This is a genomic window from Arthrobacter glacialis (genome assembly GCF_002909415.1).
Classification (GTDB): Bacteria; Actinomycetota; Actinomycetes; order Actinomycetales; family Micrococcaceae; genus Specibacter; species Specibacter glacialis.
The window spans coordinates 362116-382113 of sequence record NZ_PPXB01000001.1; the positions used below are offsets into that span (position 1 = coordinate 362116).

Below are 19998 nucleotides of genomic sequence, written 5' to 3' on the forward strand. Positions count from 1 at the left end.
GTTCGAAGGGTGCTAGGCGAAAATTGTTGCCGGCGCGGGTGGCCCGCGGCGCGTGTCGGGGCGCAGATTGCGCCACGGCAGCCGGGGGAGGGGGCGCGGAATGACTCTGGGGCGGGCACTTTGTACCCGCAGGACATGGACGACGGCGGCACGCTGGTAGAGCGGTCGGAGCCAGTTGGCGAGGGACCAGAGTGCGTTTTCGCCGTAGGCCAGCAGCGCGGCTGTGGCCAGTGTGGCCGTGATGTGGGCTGCCCACATCCAGCCGGACATTGCCCCGGCGTGGCCCAGGTGTTCCAGACCCGGTGCTGCCGTGGTGTTCACCGCTGCCAGCAGAGCTGCCGTGTTCGCTTCCGCGGACAGGCCGTGCTGATGCAGGCCCGCAGTCCCGGGAGCTGCCGTGGCGCTGTGGGAAAGCGTTTCAAACGCCTGGTGCAACACCACCTGGCTGCTGCCCAACAAGGCAACCATGGCCGGCAGGGTTAGTCGGAAATGCGTGGCAACGGTTGAGCACAGCACGTGCAGCGCCAGGAGCGCAACCATGATGCCTGATGCGGGCAAGGTGCCACCTGCCACAAGGTGTGCCCCGGCGGCCAAGCCAAGAACTGTGGCGCCAACGGAAACGGTCCGGAGCAACCTGAAAGGAGCGTTGTGCACACTGCTCCCTTCGACTCGGACAACTGTCCTAGCTTATCGAGGAATTTCCGTTCCGTGCACCTGGGGTTTCCGAGGGAGCCCCGCGGTGAAAAACGCCGGGCAGGCGCACAGTGAAAGTGGTGTGGCCTGGCGCGCTGGTCACGGTCACTGTGCCGCCGTGTGAGCGCACCAGCCCCTGCACAATGCTCAGGCCCAAGCCGGTGCTGCCGGCGGTGGCGGTGCGGGCCTGGTCTGCGCGTGAAAACCTGTCAAAGATGACCTCTTGGAAGGCAGGGTCAATGCCGGGGCCGTTGTCACTGACGTCGAGCACGCAGGTGCCGTCAGCGGTTTGGGATAAGGAGGTGTGGACGGTTGTTCCGGCAGGGGTGTGTTTGGCGGCGTTGGCCAGCAGGTTCAAGAGCACCTGGCGCAGGGATGTGTCGTCACATGAAACGTCAACCGGCTCGTCGGGGACCGTGAAGCTCCACTGGTGGTCGTCGTTGACCATCTGGATGTCATTCACGGCCTCCATGACCAGCGGGCTCATGTTGACGGGCGCGGCTGGGGCGCCATGTTTCTGCGCCGCGACGCCTTTGGGACCCTGCTGGGCTTCATCCAGCCTGGCCAGGGTGAGCAGATCTTCCACCAGGCGGCTCATGCGCACCGACTGGTCCTGCACCCGGCTCAGGGATGTTTGGCCGTCGGTGCTGAGGGGTTCCGTCATGGACAGCAGCTCCGCATAGCCGCGAATGGCCGTCAGCGGTGTGCGCAGTTCATGGCTTGCATCGGCAACAAAACGTCGCAGTTTGGTTTCGCTGCGCTGCCTGGCCTCCAAGGCGTGGGATACGTTCTCCAGCATGGCATTGAAGGCGTTCCCCACATTGCCCACCTCGGTGCCGGGGCGTGCGGCATTCTCCGGGACCCGGGCGCTCAAGGCGACCTCACCGGCGTCGAGCCTTAGCGTGGCAACCTTGGTGGCGGTGTCCGAGAGCTGGGCCAGTGGGCGCATGTTGCGCCGGATGATGACTGTGCCGGCCCAGCCCAGGACCATGAGCCCGGCCAGGGAGACCAGAACAATGGACAGCACCAGTGTGTTCAAGGTCTGTTGGGTGGCGGCCAGGGGCAGGCCCGTGATGAGGATGTCACCGTTGGGGACGGCCTGCGCCTGGAGCCGGTATTCGCCCAGGGAGAGCCGCTTGGTGCTGAGGTCGCCGTTGGTGGACAGCCCGGCCAGGATGTCGGCGTCGGCCGTTGTCAGCTGCTGGCGCGTGCCGGAGCCGGAAAGGATTCCTGCATAGTGGACCACACCGTTGCTCAGGACTGCGCTGAGCTGGCCGGCGCTGGTGGCGCGGGCGTTGAGGGGGTCGGGCAGGGCGCCGTTGGGGGACTGGCCGGAGCCGGTATAAAAGGCTGTGGTGCGCACGGCGGCCTGCTGAAGTGAAGAGTCCAGCTGGTTGTTCACCGTGACGCTCAAGGTGGTGTAGCTGACTAGGCCCACCAGGGCGCAGATGACTGTCAGCAGGGCCAGCATGATCGCCACGAGGCGGGTGCTCAGATGCCAGCTGCCGGGGTGCAGGAGGGCCCGGGCCTGGGTGAATTTGAGGTTGTTTACAGGCATGGCTTGATCACATAGCCGGAGCCTCGAACGGTGTGAATCATGGGTTCCTGCTCGGCGTCGACTTTCTTGCGGAGGTAGGAGATGTAGAGTTCCACAATGTTGCTTTGGCCACCGAAATCGTAGTTCCACACGCGGTCCAGAATGCGTGACTTACTCAAGACGTGGCGGGGGTTCTCCATGAGGAACTTCAATAGTTCAAACTCCGTGGTGGTCAGCGAAATGTCCACACCACTGCGCTGGACCACCTTCGTGTCCTTGTTCAGGGTCAAATCCCCCACGCTCAGCAGGGCGAACTGCGGGGCCATGATGCCTGAGCGCTGGACGATCCGGTGGAGCCTGAGCAGAACTTCCTTCATGCTGAAGGGTTTGCTGACGTAGTCGTCGCCGCCAGCCTGGAGGCCCGTGACTTTGTCCGCCACAGCGTCCTTGGCCGTCAGGAACAGCGCCGGCACGTCGGGGTAGATGGTGCGGATCCGCTGCAGCAGTTCTACCCCGTCCATGCCCGGCATCATGACATCCAGGACCAGAACATCGGGCATGAACTCGCGCGAAATCTTTAACGCCTCGAAGCCGTCGTGGGCCACGGCGACTTCCCAGCCGATAATTTCCAGGCCCCGGCGCATCAAGTCAGCCAGTTCCGGTTCGTCATCCACCACCAGGGCGCGGATGGGTTCGCCGTCTGCCCGGCTGAGCTTGGGGGTTGCTGATGCTGGAGTGGGAAGGGCCATGACTCCATTCTCTGGCATCCACCCCGACGTTTACTGAATGATTCCCGAGTGTTCTCTGTGTCCTGTTTCCGGGCCGCCCAATGTCCTTGTTCGGCGTTGCCGTCGGTACGGCAGGCGCCCATACTGAAGGAAACTTATCCAGGACTCAGGGGTGGCACCATGGAAACTGACAATTCAGCCGTTCAAGCTGTCATCATGGATGTCCATGTGCCAGCGGGAGTCGCAGGTCCGGAACCCCTCGATTTTGACGTTCGCTGCTTCCTGGTTCCCCATCCCGATGGGGTTGTCCTCATCGACACGGGCATGCCCGGCAGCGTGGGGCTGATCGGCGAAGCTCTGGCGGGAATCGACGCCTCATGGCGGGACATCAGTGACATTGTTCTTACGCACTCACACCTGGACCACATTGGCGGACTTGCTGACATTTGGGGGATGACCCATAACCCTCTTGTCTGGGCCGGCGTTGAGGATCACGCCCAGATTCCGCATGAAACAGGCTTGCGGGCGCTCGCGGAAGGAGCATCAGTTCGAGGGCTCGTTGCGTTGGCAACTCCGGGACATACGCCAGGCCACCGCAGCCTGTTCCATGCGCAGAGTTCATTGCTGTTCCCCGGTGATGTGGCGGGCAGCGATGGGTCTGTCATTCGCCGGTCACCCGAAGCATTCACTCACGACCTGGACCAGGCACAGGAGTCGCTTATTCGTATAGCGGCCCTCCACGCGGAGCGGGTGTTGTTCTCCCATGGTGCCGAGGTGGCCAACCCCTTTGGCGCATTGAAGGGCTTGCTGGCGGGTCCGCAATAGGGCCTGCTGGAGGTCCTTGGAGGAATCGTCTTGGATTCGTTACAGGAGCCGGAGCGGCCGTTCGCCCACCTGGACGCTGATTTCCTGGCCCCAGGAGGCGGTCAGACGGTCATCCTCCATGCCGTCGCCAAACACCACCAGTTGATCGGAGGCCACAGTGATGCGCAGGGATTCACCTGCTTCCAGCACTCCCTCGGTCAGGGACGTTCCGGTGATGGGGGAGGGCCAGGCCTCACGAACAAACCATGCGAGCTGAGGTGACGTGGGGGCCGGCAGGGCGCGTCCGCCGCGTTCGAGGGCGATGGATGCGCACCAGCCAGTGGCGCCAGTGCCCGTGGACACGATCAGCCCGGAGGAGGAATGGCGCTCGGCCCGGCCGTCCGCCGTCGTGAGTTGATAGCGGGCCGACTGGTGTGAGGCGTGTCCAATGAAGACCTCATTGAGCCCGGAGAGCTCCTGGCCGTCGTCGAGCCGGGCCGTCACGGTGGCAAGCTCCTCGCAGCGCAACTGCTCCAAGCCAGCTGTCTGGTTCAGGACCTGCAGTAACCGGGCTGCGGCGGCGGGTGAATGCCGCACTAGGATACCCGGATTCACACCGGGCTCGGGGTCGATACCCAGGACGGGCTGGCCGTTGAGGTACTTGGCCACGTTGGCCACGAGCCCGTCCTGGCCCACCACGGCGATGATGTCCTCGGGGGTGAGCATGAACCTGCTGAGGTCTGCACGTTCCACCTCGGCACGGCGCCACTCGGCCGGAATGGCCGCGCGGACAGTGGCCAAGGCTGTCATGAGATGCTCATGGCGTTCCTGGACGTCGTTGATGGTGCGGCCGCGGGTGCGCAGGAAAAACTCGGCCTGACCGCGGGTGGCGTGCCGGTCCAGGAGTTCTTGCAGCTCGGTGCGCCGGTAGACAATGACAAGGCGGCGGGTTGGCATGGCGGGCTTACCTTTCGTTGCGGGCTGTCACAGCGGCTGGTTGGGGCTGGACTGCCGGAGCGTCCTTGAACAGGCCGGCCAGTGCGCCGCTCAGGAGGTCCGGTGTGATGGTGAGGTTGCCGATGTTGGGCAGTGATCCTGCGGCCTCGCGGAAGGCCAGGGCCAGCAAGGTGGCTTGGTCCATGCCCTGGTAGACCTCCATGGTGGCGGCCTCTTTGGCTGCGGCGGCTTCACCCACGATGCGAACCTGGTTTGCCTCCGCGGTGGCGCTGATTCCCTGGCGTTCTGCGGCAGCATGGGCCTGGATGAGTCCGGCGGCGGCGCGCTCCTCGGCCTCCCTGCGTGAGTTGATGCCTTCCTGGGTGACCAGGTTTTCGCGCCGGGTGGCCAGTTCAATCTGGCTGGCCATTTCATTTTCGGAGATGGTCCGTTCGCGTTCGACGGCGACTGCCCGGCGTTCGTACACGGCCCGGTCGGCTTCGGCCTGGAGCTGTTCCCGGACCGGGGTCTGCAGGGCGCGTTCCACGTCGGACTCCGGGCGGACCGCCAGAACCTGCACTCCGAGGATCTCGATGCCGGTGGACATGAGCCTGCTGTCCGTGCGGAGAGCCTCGGTGAGGACGTTGCGGAGCTGGCTGACACCGTGTTCCAGTGCCTGGGCCAGGGTGGTGGCGGCGATTTGGTCGATCGCATGGCTTTGGCAGAGCTGGCCAATGATGGTGGCCACCTGTTCCTTGCCGGCGGCGGGAGGTGCGCCTGCGCCCTGGAGGCCGAAGTCGAGGCGGCTGGAGACGGAAACGGCGTCGATGAAGCGGTAGGTCACGTTGGCCTGCACGCTGACGTCCTGGTGGTCGCGGGTGATGGCGTGGAAAAGGGTGGGCAGTTCCTGATCGTCAACGGGGACCTCGCTCAACACGGAATTTGCCGGCCGGAACCAGAAAGCTTGGCCCACGCCCTGGTGCTTGACTGCGCCTTTTTGCAGGTGCACCACGTAACCGGTGGGGCTGCCCAGGAAGTGGCTGATCCAGGGGTAGCGCTTGATGCTGGCCATGAGGTGCTCCTTGAATTCTTTAGTTGTCGTCACTTTGACGATAATAAAACTATAGGACCACTGTTTACTTATTGTCAATGTGACGATAAGTATCTACGATGGGTTCATGCCTGATTCATACCCGGCGCCTGCGCGCTTCCCGGTGACTGTCGACGTCGTCGCACTCACCATCCTCGGCGGCGCCCTGCACGTGCTGCTCATTACCCGCCTCCTCGAGCCCTTCCGGGGGACGCTGGCGTTGCCGGGAGGATTTGTACTGGCCGCTGAGGACCTAGTCGCGGCGGCGCGGCGCGAGTTGGCGGAGGAGACCGGCGTGGAGCAAGTCCCCGGGCATTTGGAGCAGTTGGGGAGTTATGGTCCTGCAGGGCGCGATCCCCGTGGGGATGTACTCACGGTGGCGCACCTCCTGATGGCGCCGAACTTCCCCGTATTGGCGGCAGGGAGCGACGCCGAACATGCCGCGTGGCATTCGGTTGGCAACGTCATGGACGGCAGTTTGGAGCTCGCCTTCGACCACAGGCAGATTCTTGACGATGCCGTGGAGCGGGCAAAATCGAAGCTCGAGTATTCGCCGCTGGGGGCTGCGTTTTGCGGCGAGGAATTCACCATTGCCCAGCTCCGCGCCGTGTATGAAGCCGTCTGGGGCACCCGCTTGGATCCGCGGAACTTCCACCGCAAAGCCACAGGCACCCCTGGATTCCTGGAGGACACCGGCCAGATGTTCATGGGCGACGCCGGCCGCCCGGCAGCCCTGTTTCGGCTGGCGCCCGCGGCTCGGGCCTCGGCAGGTCAGCCAACGCGTGCCCTGCTGAACCCGCCGCTCATGCGCCCGCACGGCTGAGGCTGGCGGCTTCCAACTTTTTTGCTGGCATTCAGCTAGACATTTACTGAAAGGTTCCCGAATGTGACCTGTGTCCTCTACTGGCCGTTGGCGAGTCCAGGCGAAACTTCGCCCCATGACAGTCCAACTACTTGTTGAGGAACAACATGACCACCAACTTTTCTGCGGGGACCAGTAAGGCTCGATGGCGTCCGACAAAATCCTTTTGGATTACAGCGGGGGTTTGGCTTCTGCTCCTGATCATCATGCTGGCCACCGGCGTCTCCGGCACGTTCGGCGTCTGGCTCGTATTGTTCGCACTGTTTTTGATCGTGACGGCCCTCTATGCGCTGCTGTTTGGCCGCAGGTCTTGGCTCGGACTGCCCAGCCGCAAGGGAGCGGGTGCTGCAGTGGGTGCGGGTGTTGTCGCCTTGGTTGTGGGAGGGGTGGTTGCTGCTGCAGCAGGTCCGGTGCCCAGTACCATCACGCCACTTGCGGATACAAGAGCCGTAGCGACCACGACAGCGTCGCCGTCCCCTACCCCCACGCCCAAAAGCAAGCTGCTCACCGAGTGCGTCTCCGACGGCACATCGTTTGTTGAGCCCGGCGGCACCCTAAAATGCGCCAAGAATGACAAGGGCGTGCTGGTGTGGATGACGGAGAAGGACGCCAAGAAACTTGTGGCAGAGCAGGTCCAAGCCACCGAGGCTGCCGTAGAAAAGGCTGCTGAAGAAAAGCTTGCTTCGGACAAGGCTGCGGCAGTAGTGGCTGAGGCGGCCAGTGCGGAAGCGGCCAGAGTCGCGGCCGCCGCTGCCGCTGCGCAACAGGCCGCCGCGAATGAGGCCGCGCGGCTGGCGGCAGAACAGGCAGCCCAGCAGCAGGCGCCTGCACCGCAGCCGCTCCTTGAGGCTCCTGCTCCCGCCGGGGCCTACTACGCGAACTGTGATGCCGCCAAGGCTGCCGGTGTGGCGCCCATCTATCAGGGCCAGCCTGGCTACCGGGGTCCACTGGACAGGGATAAGGACGGCATTGCCTGCGATAAGTAGTATCAACAACCGGCGAAATTGCGGTTAGTTAGGCCAATCTGGGCCCTTGATTCTTCTTTGGAATGTGACGAGTCAAGGGCCCTTTGCTGCTTTTGGCGGATCCCTTGTGCTGCCCAGCCCATCTAGCTGCTCGCTTCACGGCGCAGCACTAGGTCATCACGCAACATCCGAATCTCATCCCGCAGGGATTGCAACTCTTCTGCTGTGATTTCTTGAGACTTAGTCTCCTGTGCGGACACCTTCTCCACCAGCCAACTGGCCAGAGTGGCTGTGACCACCCCGAGCAGGGCAATCCCGCCGATCATCAGTCCCACAGCTATGGAGCGTCCCAGCAGCGTTGTTGGCGTTAGATCGCCATACCCAACAGTGGTGATGGTGACAAAGGCCCACCACAATGCGTCCCCGAAGGAGGCGATGGAAGCGTCAGGTGAGGCCTTTTCGGCGTCGTACATGGCAAGCGCGCCAACATAGACCAGCAGGGCAGATGAGGCGATCACATAGATGACCCGCGACCGCGCAGGGCATTGCCAGCCACGCGCTGCAGAACGCTGATAAGGGTGACCAGCCGGAGAATTCGCAACGGTCGGAGCATGGGAAGCGCCACAACAGCCAGAACGTGAAGGTTGTGCAGGAACCAGCGGGCCTTCTGCGGAGCAAGCATCAACGAAACAACGTAGTCAATCAGGAACAATCCCCACGTCGCGGCGAGGAACCAGCCTGCCACGTCCGAGGCTGGCCCCGTCATCAGAACCTGCACCGAATACGCGGCCAAAAAGAGGATGGCAGTGACCATCAGTGGCCAGTCAGTCAATGATTTCCAGCGTTGCAACGTCATCGCGTGATCTTATCGTGGGTGCCCGGTTCACGGCGGCGTCAGTTGGTACAAACAAGTACTCCGTGAAAAGCAAGTAGTCACCACTCGCGTTTTCCCTGAGATTGCTGCATAGCCTGAGCCTTGTGCACCGGCCGCCGGCCGAGTGCAGTGATGTATTCCTGCATCATCACCACAAACCCTGGGGGTTTCCATGAGCAATATGAGATCTGCGTCCCTTTCCTCGCGCAGGCTGGCCAGCGCTGCCATCATGACTGGTGTTGTCACCAGCATGTTGGTGTTTGCGCCTCCTGCGACTGCCGTTTCCAGCCCATCAGGGGGCATCTGCAACGGCGTCATCAACCAGCTGGCCCACCGCGGAGTGGTCCAGGAGAACTTGCTGAAGGCCGCCGCAAAAAAGAACGCCGCCATCATCACACAGTTGCAGGCCGAGCGTGCCCAGCTTCAAACCAGCGCAAATGATCTCGCCGCACAAATTGTGGCCGGGAACCAGGCGATCGCCAGCCTTGAAGCACAGGGAGTGCAGCTGGACGCTGAACTGGCTGCCGCAAATACTGATCTGGCCGCGCTGCAGGCGGAGCAGGCAACCACTCAGCAGGCCATTGCGGAAGCAGAAACAAGCATCGAGAATTTGAACGCGGAGAAGGACGCCGTGCAGGCCCAGCTCACGCCTCTGCAGTCACAGCTCGAGGCCAGCCAAGCCGCTGTGGCGCAGCTGAAAACCCAAGCCCAGGCGGTCGCCGGCCAGGTGGTGGCCAAGACGGCCGAAGTTGTTGCAGCGCAAGGCGAACTTGCAACGCTGCAGGATTCCGCCAGCGATGCTGCCGCCCAGCTCGCTGCCAAGAACACGCAGATCGCCGACGCCCAGGCCGCATTGGTCGATCTTGTCCAAATCGCCGATGCCGCCGATGCTGCCGTCGCAGCTGCGACGCAGGCAGTCACGGACGCCGTTACCGAGCTCAGCCGTTTGGAAGACCTCGGCACCGCAGCCCAGACCGAACTCGATGCCCAGACGGTCAAGGTCAGCGAGGCAAACGCGGCCCTAGCGGTTTTGCAGACTGCCGCCACCAGCGCAACGGAAGCAGTCACTGTCAAGAACGGGGAGATCACGCAGGCGCAGGGAGAACTGACAACCCTCCAAACTGCCGCTGCTGCCGCAGCTGCCGCGGTCACGGCCAAGAACACGGAAATTACGCAGGCGCAGGTAGCGTTGGCTGGTTTGACGGCGGCGGCGGTTGATGCAGCCGCTGCTGTTTCCAACAACACAGCGATGATCACCGCCGCCAACGCCAGTATTGCCACGCTGCAGGGCCAGATCACTGCTGGGAACTCGAGTATTGCCGCCAAGCGGGCGCAGCTTGCGACGGCGCAAGGCACGCTGACCACCTTGCAGGCCAATGCGGCCACGCTTACCGCCGAGATCGCCGCGCTTGAGCACAGGATTGCCACCGAGTTTCCGCCCACCAGCAATGGCAAGAAAAAGCAGGAACTGATGGCCGAGCGTGACCTCAAGCAGGTCTCACTTACTTCCATCACAACTCAGATCACAGCCAAGACAGGCGAAATCGCCGCTTACCAGGGCGACCTGACAGCGCTGCATTCCGCCGTCAACGCGCTGAACTCTCAGCTGCAGGCCAAACAACAGGACAGCAGCGCACTGCAGCAGCAGTCGGCTCCGCTGCAGGCCGCCTTGGACGCGGCGAACGCTGCGGTGGCCACCAAGCTGGGAGACATCGCAACCCTGCAGGGGCAGCTTCCGGCGCTTCAGGCTGGCGTGACTGCAGCCAACGCAGCCGTGACCGACAAGGCACGGGAGTTGAGCAACTTGCAGGGCCAGTTGCCGGCACTCCAGGACGCTGAGGATTCTGCAAAGGCCGCTGTTGTGGTGCAGAAACAGGTGGTTGCCGCACTCGAGGCCACGCTGCCGTCATTGACCGAGGGGCTGGCGGAAGCCCGTGCCGCAATTGATGCCCAAAGGTCCGTGCTGGGGGGTCTGCAGGGCCAGTTGGTCGACGCCCAGAACGCCGCGGTGGCGGCCGAGGGGGCCGTGGCCACCAAGAGTGCCGAACTTGCCACACTCAATGGCGAATTGCCGGCGCTCCAGGAAGCGGTGGACAATACAAACGCATCCGTGGCCATCAAGCAGGGCGACATCGCCGCCCTAAACATCGCTGTGACTCACCTGCTCGCCATTCTTTCGGGGATCAATGCGCAGATCACTGCGCAGGAGGCCGATGTTTTGGCGCTGCAGGGGCAGGTGGCGCCGTTGCTGGCACGGCTGAATTCCCTCAACGGTGAAATCACCGCTGCGGACGCCGCGCTGGCGGCGCTGCAGGGGCAGCTGACGTCGCTGGACAGGCAGGTTACCGCTGCGCAGGCAACCCTCCGTGACCTGGAGGCCCAGAAAAAAACCAACAAGGACGCGGTCAAGTCCCAGAAGGACTTGGTCAGGGGCCTGCAGGACCAGCTGGGATGGGTGCAGAGGCAGATCGGGGCCATTGACGGCCAGATCGCGCTGGGTGGCTGCGCTGCTTGATTTGGGTACAGCAAAGGCCCCTGCTTCCCTTATAAACAAAGGGAAGCAGGGGCCTTGCGCATTGGCGGTGACGGTGGGATTTGAACCCACGTCAGGCTCTCACCTGAACAACATTTCGAGTGTTGCACCTTCGGCCGCTCGGACACGTCACCAACGCGTCAACAATACCGGTTCAAAGCCCCACAACAAAAATGAGCCCACAGACAAGCGCTCACATGGGGCAAGATAGCCCTATGGACAGCGCAATGCGACGTGCCTGGAGCTGGCACAAACAAGGTTTGGACGGATCATTGGCCGGCAGCAACGCCGCAACTGTGTTGGGCAACGCCGGGTGGGCACGGTCCATCGGCGGCGCCAACCCCTACCTGACACTTTTCTCCCGCGCGGGCATTCGCAGGGAAGAGGTTGACGCCGACGTGGTGGCCCTGCGCATCCATGAACTTCCGACGGCGCGCGGCTGCACCTATGTGCTGGGCGCACCCGATTTTGACTGGGCGCTGACGCTCGGAAAGCCCGCTGCCGAGTCCACGCTGAAAGTCTTGGACAGACTAGGGGTGGCCAGGGACGAAGTCCACGCCCTTGAAGCGCAAACTTTGCAGGTCCTGCAGAATGCTGCCACCAGCGGCGAGGGGCCCCTAGATCCCAAACAGCTCAAGGAACTACTGGGCGACGCCGTGCGCAGCCTGGGCGAGGAGGGCAAGAAGAAAGGTGCCTCCACCACGCTGCCCACCGTTCTGGGTCTGCTGCAAGCCGATGGCCGCATCCGCAGGGTCCCCGTCAATGGCAGGCTCGACCAGCAACGCTACGCCTACGCGGCCTGGGGCCTGCCGCCATCGCCGGAGTCGCCCGAGCAGGCCCGGGCCAAACTGATGGAGAACTATCTGGGCTGGACGGGCGGAGCCACGCTCAAACAGACCCAGTGGTTTACCGCGTTCACAGTGGCACAGACCAAGGCTGCGCTCGCAGCCGCCCAGGCGGTGGAGGCCCACGGGATGTGGATGCTGCCAGCCGACGCGCAGAAGGCAGCAGACTTTGTCCCTGAAAAGGAGGAGCAAATCCAACTCCTTGCCAGCAGCGATTCACTGTTCCTGCTTCGCCGCAATGCTGCCGAGCACGTTGCCGACGAGGATGCTGACCTGAAGTTCCTCGACGCCAAACTCTCGCTTCAGGGCGATTTGCCCGACCACCCCATTGTGGACCGCGGCCGCATCATTGGCCTGTGGCAGTACGATCCCGGCCAGGAACGCATTGCCCACTGGCTCTTCAGCGCGCCCACCAGCGCCGTGATGCACAAGATCCAGGAGGTGGCGGCGTTCATTCGCGAGGACCTGCGCGACTTCCGCACCTTCAGCCTTGATTCGCCGCAAAGCCGGCAAAAGCGGATCGACGCCCTCAACGCGGCGGGCTGAAAGTGGCTAGGGTGGTGTGGTCGCGGATAGCAGCGGTGTTGGCATCGCTGGGGCTGTCTTGCCTCGCGTTGGCCGCCTGTACGCAGCCGGGAATGTCGCAGCCGTGCCTCCCGCCGTCGTTCTCGCTCAGCCCCGCCACTGCCAAGTCCGGCGCGAGCATCACCGTCGCGGCGGATGACGCCAGCTGCAACCCACGGTACGGCGAGAACGCCCAGATTCAGGTGGAAGTGTACGACGGTTCCGGCGCCAAAGTTCTTGAGACGCTGGCGCCCACGAACGACGCCGGTGCATTCAGTGTGAGCCTCGACCTGCCGACTGATGCAGTCCCGGCGAGGGCATGATGGCCGCCTACCCTTACAACGTGGATTGGTGTGATGACATGGGGCGGAACAACCGCGTGGGGGCCCTTGGGGCGAAGGAAATCACGCTGGTGTCCTGTGTGATGCCGTCAATGCCGCTGCGGATTGAGCCGTAGCGGGCGGGCTCTTAGCGGTGTCCGCTGAAAAAGTCCTTCAACAGCGCCGCACATTCGTCCTCACGAACACCGGGAAAAACTTCCACCCAGTGGTTGAGCCGGCGTTCCCGGAGCACATCAAACACTGATCCTGCCGCCCCGGCCTTCTCATCCCACGCCCCAAAAACAACGCGCGGCACTCTCGCCAACACAATGGCCCCGGCACACATGGTGCACGGCTCGAGCGTGACCACCAGTGTGCAGCCATTCAACCGCCAAGAACCCAGTTTCGCTGCGGCTTCGCGGATCGCCACCACCTCGGCATGGGCCGTGGGGTCTCCGTGCGCTTCACGTTCGTTGCGCCCCAAACCCAGGACGTCGCCGTCGGGCCCTAGGACGACGGCGCCAATGGGGACATCCCCTGTGGTCAGGGCCCGGCGGGCTTCCGTGAGGGCAATGCCCATCCATCCGGCGTGAAAAGCCGTGGCGGTGGTCTCGATTGGGTGAGATTTCTCGGTGTTGGGCACGGCTCAATGGTAGCTTTTATTCATGCGCGTACTGGTTGCGGATCATCCGCTAATTGCCCACAAGTTGACCGTCCTGCGGAACAAGGACACTCCGTCCTCCGTTTTCCGTCAGCTGACCGAAGAACTTGTCACCTTGTTGGCCTATGAAGCAACGCGGGAAGTTCGCGTGGAACCGGTCAACATTCAGACACCCGTGACCTCCACCGTGGGTACCGGCCTGAGTAAGCCCACACCGTTGGTGGTGCCGATCCTGCGCGCAGGACTTGGCATGTTGGAGGGCATGACCCGTCTGCTGCCCACCGCCGAGGTTGGTTTCCTGGGTATGGCCCGCAACGAGGAAACCCTCGAGGCCATCACCTACGCCGAGCGCCTCCCCGAGGACCTCACCGGCCGCCAGGTCTACGTGCTGGACCCCATGCTGGCCACCGGCGGCACCTTGATCGAAGCCTTCAAGTTCCTCTTTGACCGCGGCGCCGCAGACATCACCTGCATCTGCCTGCTGGCCGCACCGGAAGGTCTGGCCAAGCTCGAGGCCGCCCACGGCGACCGCGACAACGTGCACGTAGTTCTTGCCTCGATCGATGAGGGCCTGGATGAGAACTCCTACATCGTGCCCGGACTGGGCGACGCCGGCGACCGCCTCTATGGCGTAGCGGAGTAATCCCCAACCCCTCCCACCGCTCGCAAGCTCGCGGCGGGGCCCTCGGGGTTGTGGGCCCACCAACCCCTATTCCAAAAATGCCGCCGTTCCCGCTTTTTGCCACCGATAGACAGGTGGCATTTTGCGGGAACGGCGGCATTTTTCGCAGGATCGGCCACGAGTGGCTACAGCAGCGAGCGCAGCGGCGTCCAGCCCACGGGCAGCGGACCCTTAATGGCAGCTCGGTGCCTATCGGCATCGGCTGACCAGCCCTGGGCGGCATGTGAACCGGCGTCGCCAACGGCTCCGCGCGCCATCCGGAAGCCCACATCTTCCAGGACGGCATCCGGGGCGCTGCCTCGGCGCACGGAGGCCCGGGCGCTCCATGAAGGATCATCCCAGCCAGCTCCCCGCAAACTTCTGTAATCGCCATAGCGGGCCGTGTCAGCGTAATCCCAGCACCATTCCCACACGTTGCCGATCATGTCGAACAAGCCAAAGCTGTTCCCGGCCTTGCCAGCAACTGGTTGAGGCCCCTCAACCTCATCCAGTGCTGTCCAGGCAATAGCGGAGAGCGGACCGTAGATGGGTGTCACGGTGCCCGCGCGAGCCGCCCATTCCCATTCGGCCTCGGTGGGCAGCCGGTAGCCGTCAGCGCTGACATCCCAGCCCACCTCACGGCCGCTCACACTGTAGGCGGGCGCATAGCCAGCCAGAGCGGAGGCGGCGTTGCACCACTGCACGGCGTCGAACCAGGTGACGGGGTGCGCAGGCACGCTGGCAGCTAAAGGCGAGGTTCCGGCGTCGTCCATGACAGCACGCCAAGTGGCCGCTGTGACCTGCGTCCGGCCCAGCCAAAATGGTGTCAATGAAACGTCGCGGGTGGATTCCGATCGGGCGTCGCGCAGCGCAATGCTGCCGCCGGGGATCGGCAGCAGCGCATCAGGATCCGAAAAATCACCAGCCACAAGTACTCAGCCCCTAGTTCAAGAAGTTATTTAGTACCAGCCCACGGATTCGGAGTGGCCCCAGGCCCCACACGGTGAACCGTAGCGGCCTTCGATGTAGCTCAAACCCCAGCGGATCTGGGTCTGGAAGTTGGTGCTCCAGTCGCTGCCTTCGCTGTCCATCTTGTTGGCCGGCAGGGACTGGGCAATGCCGTAGGCGCCGCTGGAGGCGTTCTCTGCCGAGGTGAGCCATTCGGACTCGCGCTGCCAGAGCAGGGTGAGGCAGCTCATCTGGTCAGCGCCCCAGCCATGAGCGGCCATTTGACCGGAGGCGTAGGCCTTTGCGGCGGCGGGGTCATCCACGGCAACAGGGGCAGGCGCTGCGGTAACGGCTTTGACCTGCTCCGCTTCGGCCTTGACGGCGGCAGGAGTGGCCGCGGCCTTTGGCGAAGAGCTGACAGCGATGCCGGGGAAGCTAATGGCAGCATCCGTGGGAACTGACACTGCCGGCGCCGGAACCGAGCGGTCCACGGCGGAAACCAGGCTGGTGTTGCCCTGGTCGGAAAGAGTGTTTTCCACGGACTGTGCCACGGAGCCGGCTGCCACCAACGCGCCCAGCACTGCCACGGCAGCCATGCATTTGGCGGTGGCCGTTACGGGGGAGGATTTGCTGGCTGCGCGTGTTCCGTTGCTTGCGGAGGCGAGCCCAAAAAGGGAGGGACGGCGGGTTGATTCGGCGCGACGACGGCCGCGCTGCTGTGGTGCAGACATAGTTGTAGCCTCTCTACGCCTGCGAGGTGAGCTGTCGGGAACGGACTAGAGAATCCGGCCACGCAGTAATGGCAGGCAGAGTTCACTGCTTGAAAGAACTGCGCTGGCTTAACCCCAAGGGCTTCCATGTGGAAGGCCCGCAAAGATTGGGTCCCCCGTCTCTGCCATGGGAATGGAGGGAAATGGGCGGCGGCAGAGCTCGGCGATCCGTCCATTTGTGCCAAAAATCGTAGGTGATTCAGCAGGCACAAATATCAGACTAGTCCATAAGGACAGTCATGTCACGTTTTGGTAACAACCTTTGTAGCGAGGTGAGTGGCATGGTGAGCAATCTTTCATTTACTTAGCAATGCTAACCATCTAGGGTGAAAAGCAAGACGATACGAAACTTTTTCTTTAGGTAGCTGACACGTGATGACTGAAACTTCTCTAAGCACTACGACGCCGGACAGGGCACCTTTGGCGTCCCGCAAGCCCATCGGCGTGGCACCCCTGGCCGCTGAATTGCGGGTGGCGATTATGCGCACCTCCCGGCGGCTGCGGGCCGAGGCTGCCACCAGGGAGATCAGCCCGGGGCAGTATTCGGTTCTGGCGGCCGTGCTCAGAGGTCCGCAAACTGTGGGCTGGCTGGCTGTGCGCGAGCAGATTCAAGCGCCCTCCATGACACGGATTGTGAATGCGCTGGCTGAAGCCGGGCTGGTGAGCCGCGAAGAGAATCCCCAGGACAAGCGCCAGGTGCTGGTTCAAATTACCGAGTCAGGAGCCGCCGCGCTGCTGCGGGCACGCTCAAAACGAACCGCCTGGCTGGCCAAGCGCGTGGCGGACCTAACCCCGAAGCAGCGTGCAACGCTGCACGAGGCAGCTCTGATTTTGCAGGAGATGAGCTCCTAAATGAGTTCCATGTTCCGTTCGCTGAGAGTTTTCAACTACCGGCTCTGGGTGACAGGAGCCCTGGTGTCCAATATCGGTACCTGGATGCAGCGCGTCGCCCAGGACTGGCTGGTCCTGACGGTCCTCACCAATCATTCAGGCACCGCTGCCGGCATTACCACGGGCCTGCAATTCTTGCCCATCGTGTTCCTGGGGCCCTACGCAGGGCTGGTGGGCGACCGCGTCAACAAGAGGAAACTGCTGCTCATCACCCAAACCGCCATGGGAATTTGTGCGCTTTTGTTGGGAATATTGGTTGTCACGGGGGCTGTACAACTGTGGCACGTTTATGTATTGGCCACCCTGCTGGGTGTGGCCAGCGCCTTCGATGCCCCGTCACGTCAGGCGTTTGTGTCCCAGGTGGTTGCCAAGGAGGATGTGCCCAACGCCGTGGCGCTCAACAGTGCGTCCTTCAACCTGGCCCGCCTGGCAGGGCCCGGCGTTGCGGGTCTGGTCATTGCGCTGGTGGGAACGGGGCCGGCCTTCTTGATCAATGCCGCGAGCTTTGCTGCCGTGATCGTCTCGCTGTGGCGCATGCGCACCAGCGAGCTCATTCCCGCAGTGCGGGTGCCCCGGGCCAAGGGGCAGATTCGTGAAGGCTTTGTTTACATCAGGCAGCGCCCGGATTTGATGATGATCATGGTGCTGGTGTTCCTGGTGGCCACCTTTGGGATGAACTTTCAAATCACCAACGCACTCATGGCCACGGCAGTTTTCCATGTGGGGCCGGGGGAGTACGGGCTGCTTGGCTCGGTCATGGCCATTGGCACCCTGGCTGCGGCGTTGCTGGCTGCCAGGCGCAAGACCATGCGCATGGTCTACATCGTCGGTGGCGCGCTGGCCTTCGGCGTGACGGTGGGCGCGGCCGCCTTCATGCCCAGCTTTGCCCTCTACGCCATTGCCCTGGTGCCGGTGGGGTTGGCCTCACTGACGTTCATGAACGCGTGCAATACCACCGTGCAGCTGACCACCGACTCCGCCATGCGTGGACGCGTGCTGGCCGTCTATATGGTGGTGATGCAGGGCGGGACGCCCATTGGAGCGCCGTTGGTGGGGTGGATCGCCACGGAATTCGGCCCCCGCTGGTCGCTGGGCTTGGGCGGCGTTGTGGCAGTTGTTGCTGGTCTTGCTGCGCTGCTGATGCTGAACAAGCGCAACAACGTCACGATGCGGGAGCAAATTGCTGCCCTCCGCCCGTTCGCCCTGGCGCGGGCACTTCACCGCTAGCTGCCGGCCACGAGGCACCCCCCAGCCAGCCAAGGTCCTACGTCCAGCGCTTTAGGTAAACATTTGTTTACTTAGCGTAAAAAACTGGGAAAAAGCTGGGTTTCAGTGAGAACTTGTCGAGGGCATAGTAATCGTGCAAAAACTTGGTTTGAACAAAATTATCAAAATAGTGAGTCCAGCAAAATATGTGCGCGTGCATTACGCGATTATGGTGATTATCTTTGACTCAAATCGTCATTTTCCGTCAAATTGAGAGTAAAACTACAATGTAAGGTTCATCACAAATTAGAGCACAATCTCACATGCTGGACGTTTGGGGCCTTTGTTACTTGCAAGGATGCTTTGTTACGTAGGACACTGACGTATGTGAACACCCACTCAGTGAATTCTGCAGCAGCAGCAACTGTCCGCCTCGAAGCGAGGGGACAGTTTTTGCGCAGTTGTCGAATGCAGGCCTAGATCGCAATACCTGGAAGCCATTGGGGGATGTAGCAACACATGGCAAATTTCAGGCTTTGGCCCATGGGCTGGCCCTCGTAAAGAGGGCAATAAAGCTCTGGATTCTCAGAGCTGAAGGAAGCATTCGCGCCGTCGAGTACGGCCATACACCTTAGGTAGTTCAATGTCAGTAGCATCCGGATACGTCCACATCTCCGTTAGAAACGCCGCCAAGGCCGTTGCCCGCAACAGCAGTCAGGGCGCGCTGGCCCATTCTGCTCATACTGAGCACCCCGGATACTCAGGCGCCTACCGTCCCGACACGACCACTGCCGCATCCCGGCTGCGTGCTGTCCCCGCAGCTGAGGGCTACCCCATGACGGCGCCCACCCCGGTGATTGCCGGCGGCGACAAACTGCGCGGTGTCAGCCCGGACAATGTGGCACGAGGATTTGTTCTGTACGTCGGCGTGGATGAAGACACGGCCGCCGCAGCCGGAACGTCCCTGGCCAAACTGGCGCAGGACATCCGTGCCTACGCTCAAAGCCTGGTGCCGCAAGCCCAGAGCTACGCAGCCGTGGCGATTGCGCCGTCGGACGCTGTTGGCACCGCCTTGGACGTTGTCCGCTCCACCTTTGGAGACCCCACCGTGGCCAGCCGCCAACGCCAGGAAGCAGTTCGCGTCCCGGTTGCCGATCAGCGACCCACGGGCGTCCTGATCGATCTGGCCCGCCGCGAAGTGCACCTCGACGGTGACACCCTGAACCTCACGTTCAAGGAATTCGAGCTGCTGAACTACCTAGTGGAAAACGGCACTCGTACAGTGGGCCGCGACGAACTCCTTGAGGGCCTCTGGAGCAACGCCGACGAGGTCCCCAACGAGCGCACCATCGACGTTCACATCCGCCGCCTGCGCTCCAAGCTGGGCCGCCTGGCCAACACCGTCCGCACCGTCCGCGGCGAAGGCTACCGCTTCTACGAGCACCCCGAAGTGGTTGTTTGGGCCGCCCCGGAATACTCCATCTGACGCTGGTCCCGGACTAGTTCCGGCACGTACGACGGCGGTTGTCTCACCTTAGGTGCGGCAACCGCCGTCGTACTGCTTTAAGTGTCACTAAACTGTGAACATGAGCGAACACCACATTAAAAAGTTGATCTTGATGCGCCATGCCAAGGCGGCTTTTCCGCTGGGTGTGGAAGACCACGACAGGCCGTTGGCCCAGCGCGGCCATAGTGAAGCGCCGCTGGCCGGCAAATGGCTGGTGGAGAACTCGGTGCTCCCCGACTTCATCCTGTGTTCCTCTGCCCTGCGAACCCGACAAACCTGTACCTGGGTGTGCCAGCAATTGGCGGACAAGGCTCCCACACCCAAGCTCGAGACAGCGCTCTACGCCGCCGGGGCCACCTCCATGCTCTCGGTGGTCAACCATGTGCCGGAAACCGTGAACACGCTCATGGTGATTAGTCACATGCCGGGCATCCAGTCCCTGGCCCTGCGCCTGGCCTCACGGGATTCGGATCAGGACGCCTACATGGACCTGGCGTCAGGCTTCCCCACCAGCGCATTCGCCGTCTTTGACTACACCGGTGACTGGGCAGCCCTTGACGGTCAGGATGCCCAGCTGAGCAACTTTGTGGTGCCGCGCTAGGC

At 62.7% G+C, this 19998-nt stretch carries 21 protein-coding genes, 1 tRNA gene and 1 riboswitch; of the genes, 11 read left to right on the top strand and 11 right to left on the bottom strand.

Features of this window, described 5'->3' with window-relative positions:
* Nucleotides 1–12: 12 nt before the first annotated feature.
* From CVS28_RS01605 to CVS28_RS01615, 3 genes are read right to left on the bottom strand one after another with little or no spacing between them, the layout of a single operon-like run.
* Nucleotides 13–654, bottom strand: a complete 642-nt coding sequence (locus tag CVS28_RS01605) for a hypothetical protein (RefSeq protein ID WP_103480406.1) — start codon at nucleotides 652–654, stop codon at nucleotides 13–15.
* 28 nt (nucleotides 655–682) lie between these two features.
* Nucleotides 683–2251: a sensor histidine kinase gene (locus CVS28_RS01610; protein WP_103480407.1), complete on the bottom strand. Its 1569-nt coding sequence runs from the start codon at nucleotides 2249–2251 to the stop codon at nucleotides 683–685.
* On the bottom strand, nucleotides 2242–2979 hold the full coding sequence (locus tag CVS28_RS01615; RefSeq protein WP_103464012.1) for a response regulator transcription factor: 738 nt from the start codon (nucleotides 2977–2979) through the stop codon (nucleotides 2242–2244). The genes CVS28_RS01610 and CVS28_RS01615 overlap by 10 nt, the downstream gene beginning before the upstream one ends.
* A gap of 159 nt (nucleotides 2980–3138) precedes the next feature.
* Here CVS28_RS01615 and CVS28_RS01620 point away from each other — a divergent pair, with 159 nt between their 5' ends.
* Nucleotides 3139–3783 (top strand): MBL fold metallo-hydrolase, encoded by a 645-nt coding sequence (locus CVS28_RS01620; RefSeq protein WP_103480408.1) that lies wholly within the window; start codon nucleotides 3139–3141, stop codon nucleotides 3781–3783.
* 39 nt (nucleotides 3784–3822) lie between these two features.
* Here CVS28_RS01620 and CVS28_RS01625 read toward each other — a convergent pair whose 3' ends face one another.
* Nucleotides 3823–4719 (bottom strand): diacylglycerol kinase catalytic domain-containing protein, encoded by an 897-nt coding sequence (locus CVS28_RS01625; protein WP_103464014.1) that lies wholly within the window; start codon nucleotides 4717–4719, stop codon nucleotides 3823–3825.
* Between the two features lie 7 nt (nucleotides 4720–4726).
* Nucleotides 4727–5770 carry an SPFH domain-containing protein gene (locus tag CVS28_RS01630; protein ID WP_103480409.1) on the bottom strand — a complete coding sequence of 348 codons (1044 nt, stop codon included), beginning with the start codon at nucleotides 5768–5770 and terminating at the stop codon, nucleotides 4727–4729.
* Between the two features lie 106 nt (nucleotides 5771–5876).
* On the opposite strand from CVS28_RS01630, the gene CVS28_RS01635 reads away from it, so the two are divergent.
* Nucleotides 5877–6611 (top strand): NUDIX hydrolase, encoded by a 735-nt coding sequence (locus CVS28_RS01635; protein ID WP_207797144.1) that lies wholly within the window; start codon nucleotides 5877–5879, stop codon nucleotides 6609–6611.
* A 146-nt stretch (nucleotides 6612–6757) separates the two neighbouring features.
* Entirely contained in the window at nucleotides 6758–7636 is an 879-nt protein-coding gene (locus CVS28_RS19885) for an excalibur calcium-binding domain-containing protein (RefSeq protein WP_103480411.1), read from the top strand.
* A gap of 122 nt (nucleotides 7637–7758) precedes the next feature.
* Here CVS28_RS19885 and CVS28_RS20055 read toward each other — a convergent pair whose 3' ends face one another.
* Nucleotides 7759–8133, bottom strand: a complete 375-nt coding sequence (locus CVS28_RS20055) for a potassium channel family protein (protein ID WP_243399625.1) — start codon at nucleotides 8131–8133, stop codon at nucleotides 7759–7761.
* A complete protein-coding gene (locus CVS28_RS20060; RefSeq protein WP_243399626.1) occupies nucleotides 8130–8471 on the bottom strand; it encodes a hypothetical protein in 342 nt (113 codons plus the stop codon). The genes CVS28_RS20055 and CVS28_RS20060 overlap by 4 nt, the downstream gene beginning before the upstream one ends.
* Nucleotides 8472–8661: 190 nt before the next feature.
* Here CVS28_RS20060 and CVS28_RS01650 point away from each other — a divergent pair, with 190 nt between their 5' ends.
* A complete protein-coding gene (locus CVS28_RS01650; protein ID WP_103480412.1) occupies nucleotides 8662–11004 on the top strand; it encodes a coiled-coil domain-containing protein in 2343 nt (780 codons plus the stop codon).
* 62 nt (nucleotides 11005–11066) lie between these two features.
* On the opposite strand, the gene CVS28_RS01655 is transcribed toward CVS28_RS01650, so the two are convergent.
* Nucleotides 11067–11156, bottom strand: a tRNA-Ser gene (locus tag CVS28_RS01655).
* A gap of 81 nt (nucleotides 11157–11237) precedes the next feature.
* Here CVS28_RS01655 and CVS28_RS01660 point away from each other — a divergent pair.
* The gene (locus CVS28_RS01660; protein WP_243399627.1) at nucleotides 11238–12413 is read left to right on the top strand and encodes a DNA glycosylase AlkZ-like family protein; all 1176 of its coding nucleotides are present in this window, start codon (nucleotides 11238–11240) and stop codon (nucleotides 12411–12413) included.
* Between the two features lie 92 nt (nucleotides 12414–12505).
* Nucleotides 12506–12754: a hypothetical protein gene (locus tag CVS28_RS01665; RefSeq protein WP_133159022.1), complete on the top strand. Its 249-nt coding sequence runs from the start codon at nucleotides 12506–12508 to the stop codon at nucleotides 12752–12754.
* A 145-nt stretch (nucleotides 12755–12899) separates the two neighbouring features.
* Here CVS28_RS01665 and tadA read toward each other — a convergent pair whose 3' ends face one another.
* Nucleotides 12900–13331: a tRNA adenosine(34) deaminase TadA gene (tadA, locus tag CVS28_RS01670; RefSeq protein ID WP_103480478.1), complete on the bottom strand. Its 432-nt coding sequence runs from the start codon at nucleotides 13329–13331 to the stop codon at nucleotides 12900–12902.
* Between the two features lie 85 nt (nucleotides 13332–13416).
* Here tadA and upp point away from each other — a divergent pair, with 85 nt between their 5' ends.
* Nucleotides 13417–14055 (top strand): uracil phosphoribosyltransferase, encoded by a 639-nt coding sequence (gene upp / locus CVS28_RS01675; RefSeq protein WP_103480415.1) that lies wholly within the window; start codon nucleotides 13417–13419, stop codon nucleotides 14053–14055.
* Between the two features lie 164 nt (nucleotides 14056–14219).
* Here the strand turns inward: upp and CVS28_RS01680 are convergent, their stop codons facing one another.
* On the bottom strand, nucleotides 14220–15002 hold the full coding sequence (locus tag CVS28_RS01680; RefSeq protein WP_243399628.1) for a formylglycine-generating enzyme family protein: 783 nt from the start codon (nucleotides 15000–15002) through the stop codon (nucleotides 14220–14222).
* Between the two features lie 30 nt (nucleotides 15003–15032).
* Nucleotides 15033–15752: an aggregation-promoting factor C-terminal-like domain-containing protein gene (locus CVS28_RS01685; RefSeq protein ID WP_103480416.1), complete on the bottom strand. Its 720-nt coding sequence runs from the start codon at nucleotides 15750–15752 to the stop codon at nucleotides 15033–15035.
* A gap of 2 nt (nucleotides 15753–15754) precedes the next feature.
* Nucleotides 15755–15951: riboswitch (cyclic di-AMP (ydaO/yuaA leader) on the bottom strand.
* Between the two features lie 215 nt (nucleotides 15952–16166).
* On the opposite strand from CVS28_RS01685, the gene CVS28_RS01690 reads away from it, so the two are divergent.
* The 4 genes from CVS28_RS01690 (at nucleotide 16167) to CVS28_RS01705 (ending at nucleotide 19996) form a co-directional block, all read left to right on the top strand.
* A complete protein-coding gene (locus CVS28_RS01690) occupies nucleotides 16167–16643 on the top strand; it encodes a MarR family winged helix-turn-helix transcriptional regulator (protein ID WP_103480417.1) in 477 nt (158 codons plus the stop codon).
* Nucleotides 16644–17909 carry an MFS transporter gene (locus CVS28_RS01695; RefSeq protein ID WP_243399629.1) on the top strand — a complete coding sequence of 422 codons (1266 nt, stop codon included), beginning with the start codon at nucleotides 16644–16646 and terminating at the stop codon, nucleotides 17907–17909.
* 622 nt (nucleotides 17910–18531) lie between these two features.
* Nucleotides 18532–19374, top strand: a complete 843-nt coding sequence (locus CVS28_RS01700; protein ID WP_103480418.1) for a winged helix-turn-helix domain-containing protein — start codon at nucleotides 18532–18534, stop codon at nucleotides 19372–19374.
* A gap of 100 nt (nucleotides 19375–19474) precedes the next feature.
* Complete coding sequence (locus tag CVS28_RS01705; RefSeq protein ID WP_103480419.1) at nucleotides 19475–19996, top strand: SixA phosphatase family protein; 522 nt, start codon at nucleotides 19475–19477, stop codon at nucleotides 19994–19996.
* Nucleotides 19997–19998 lie beyond the last annotated feature (2 nt).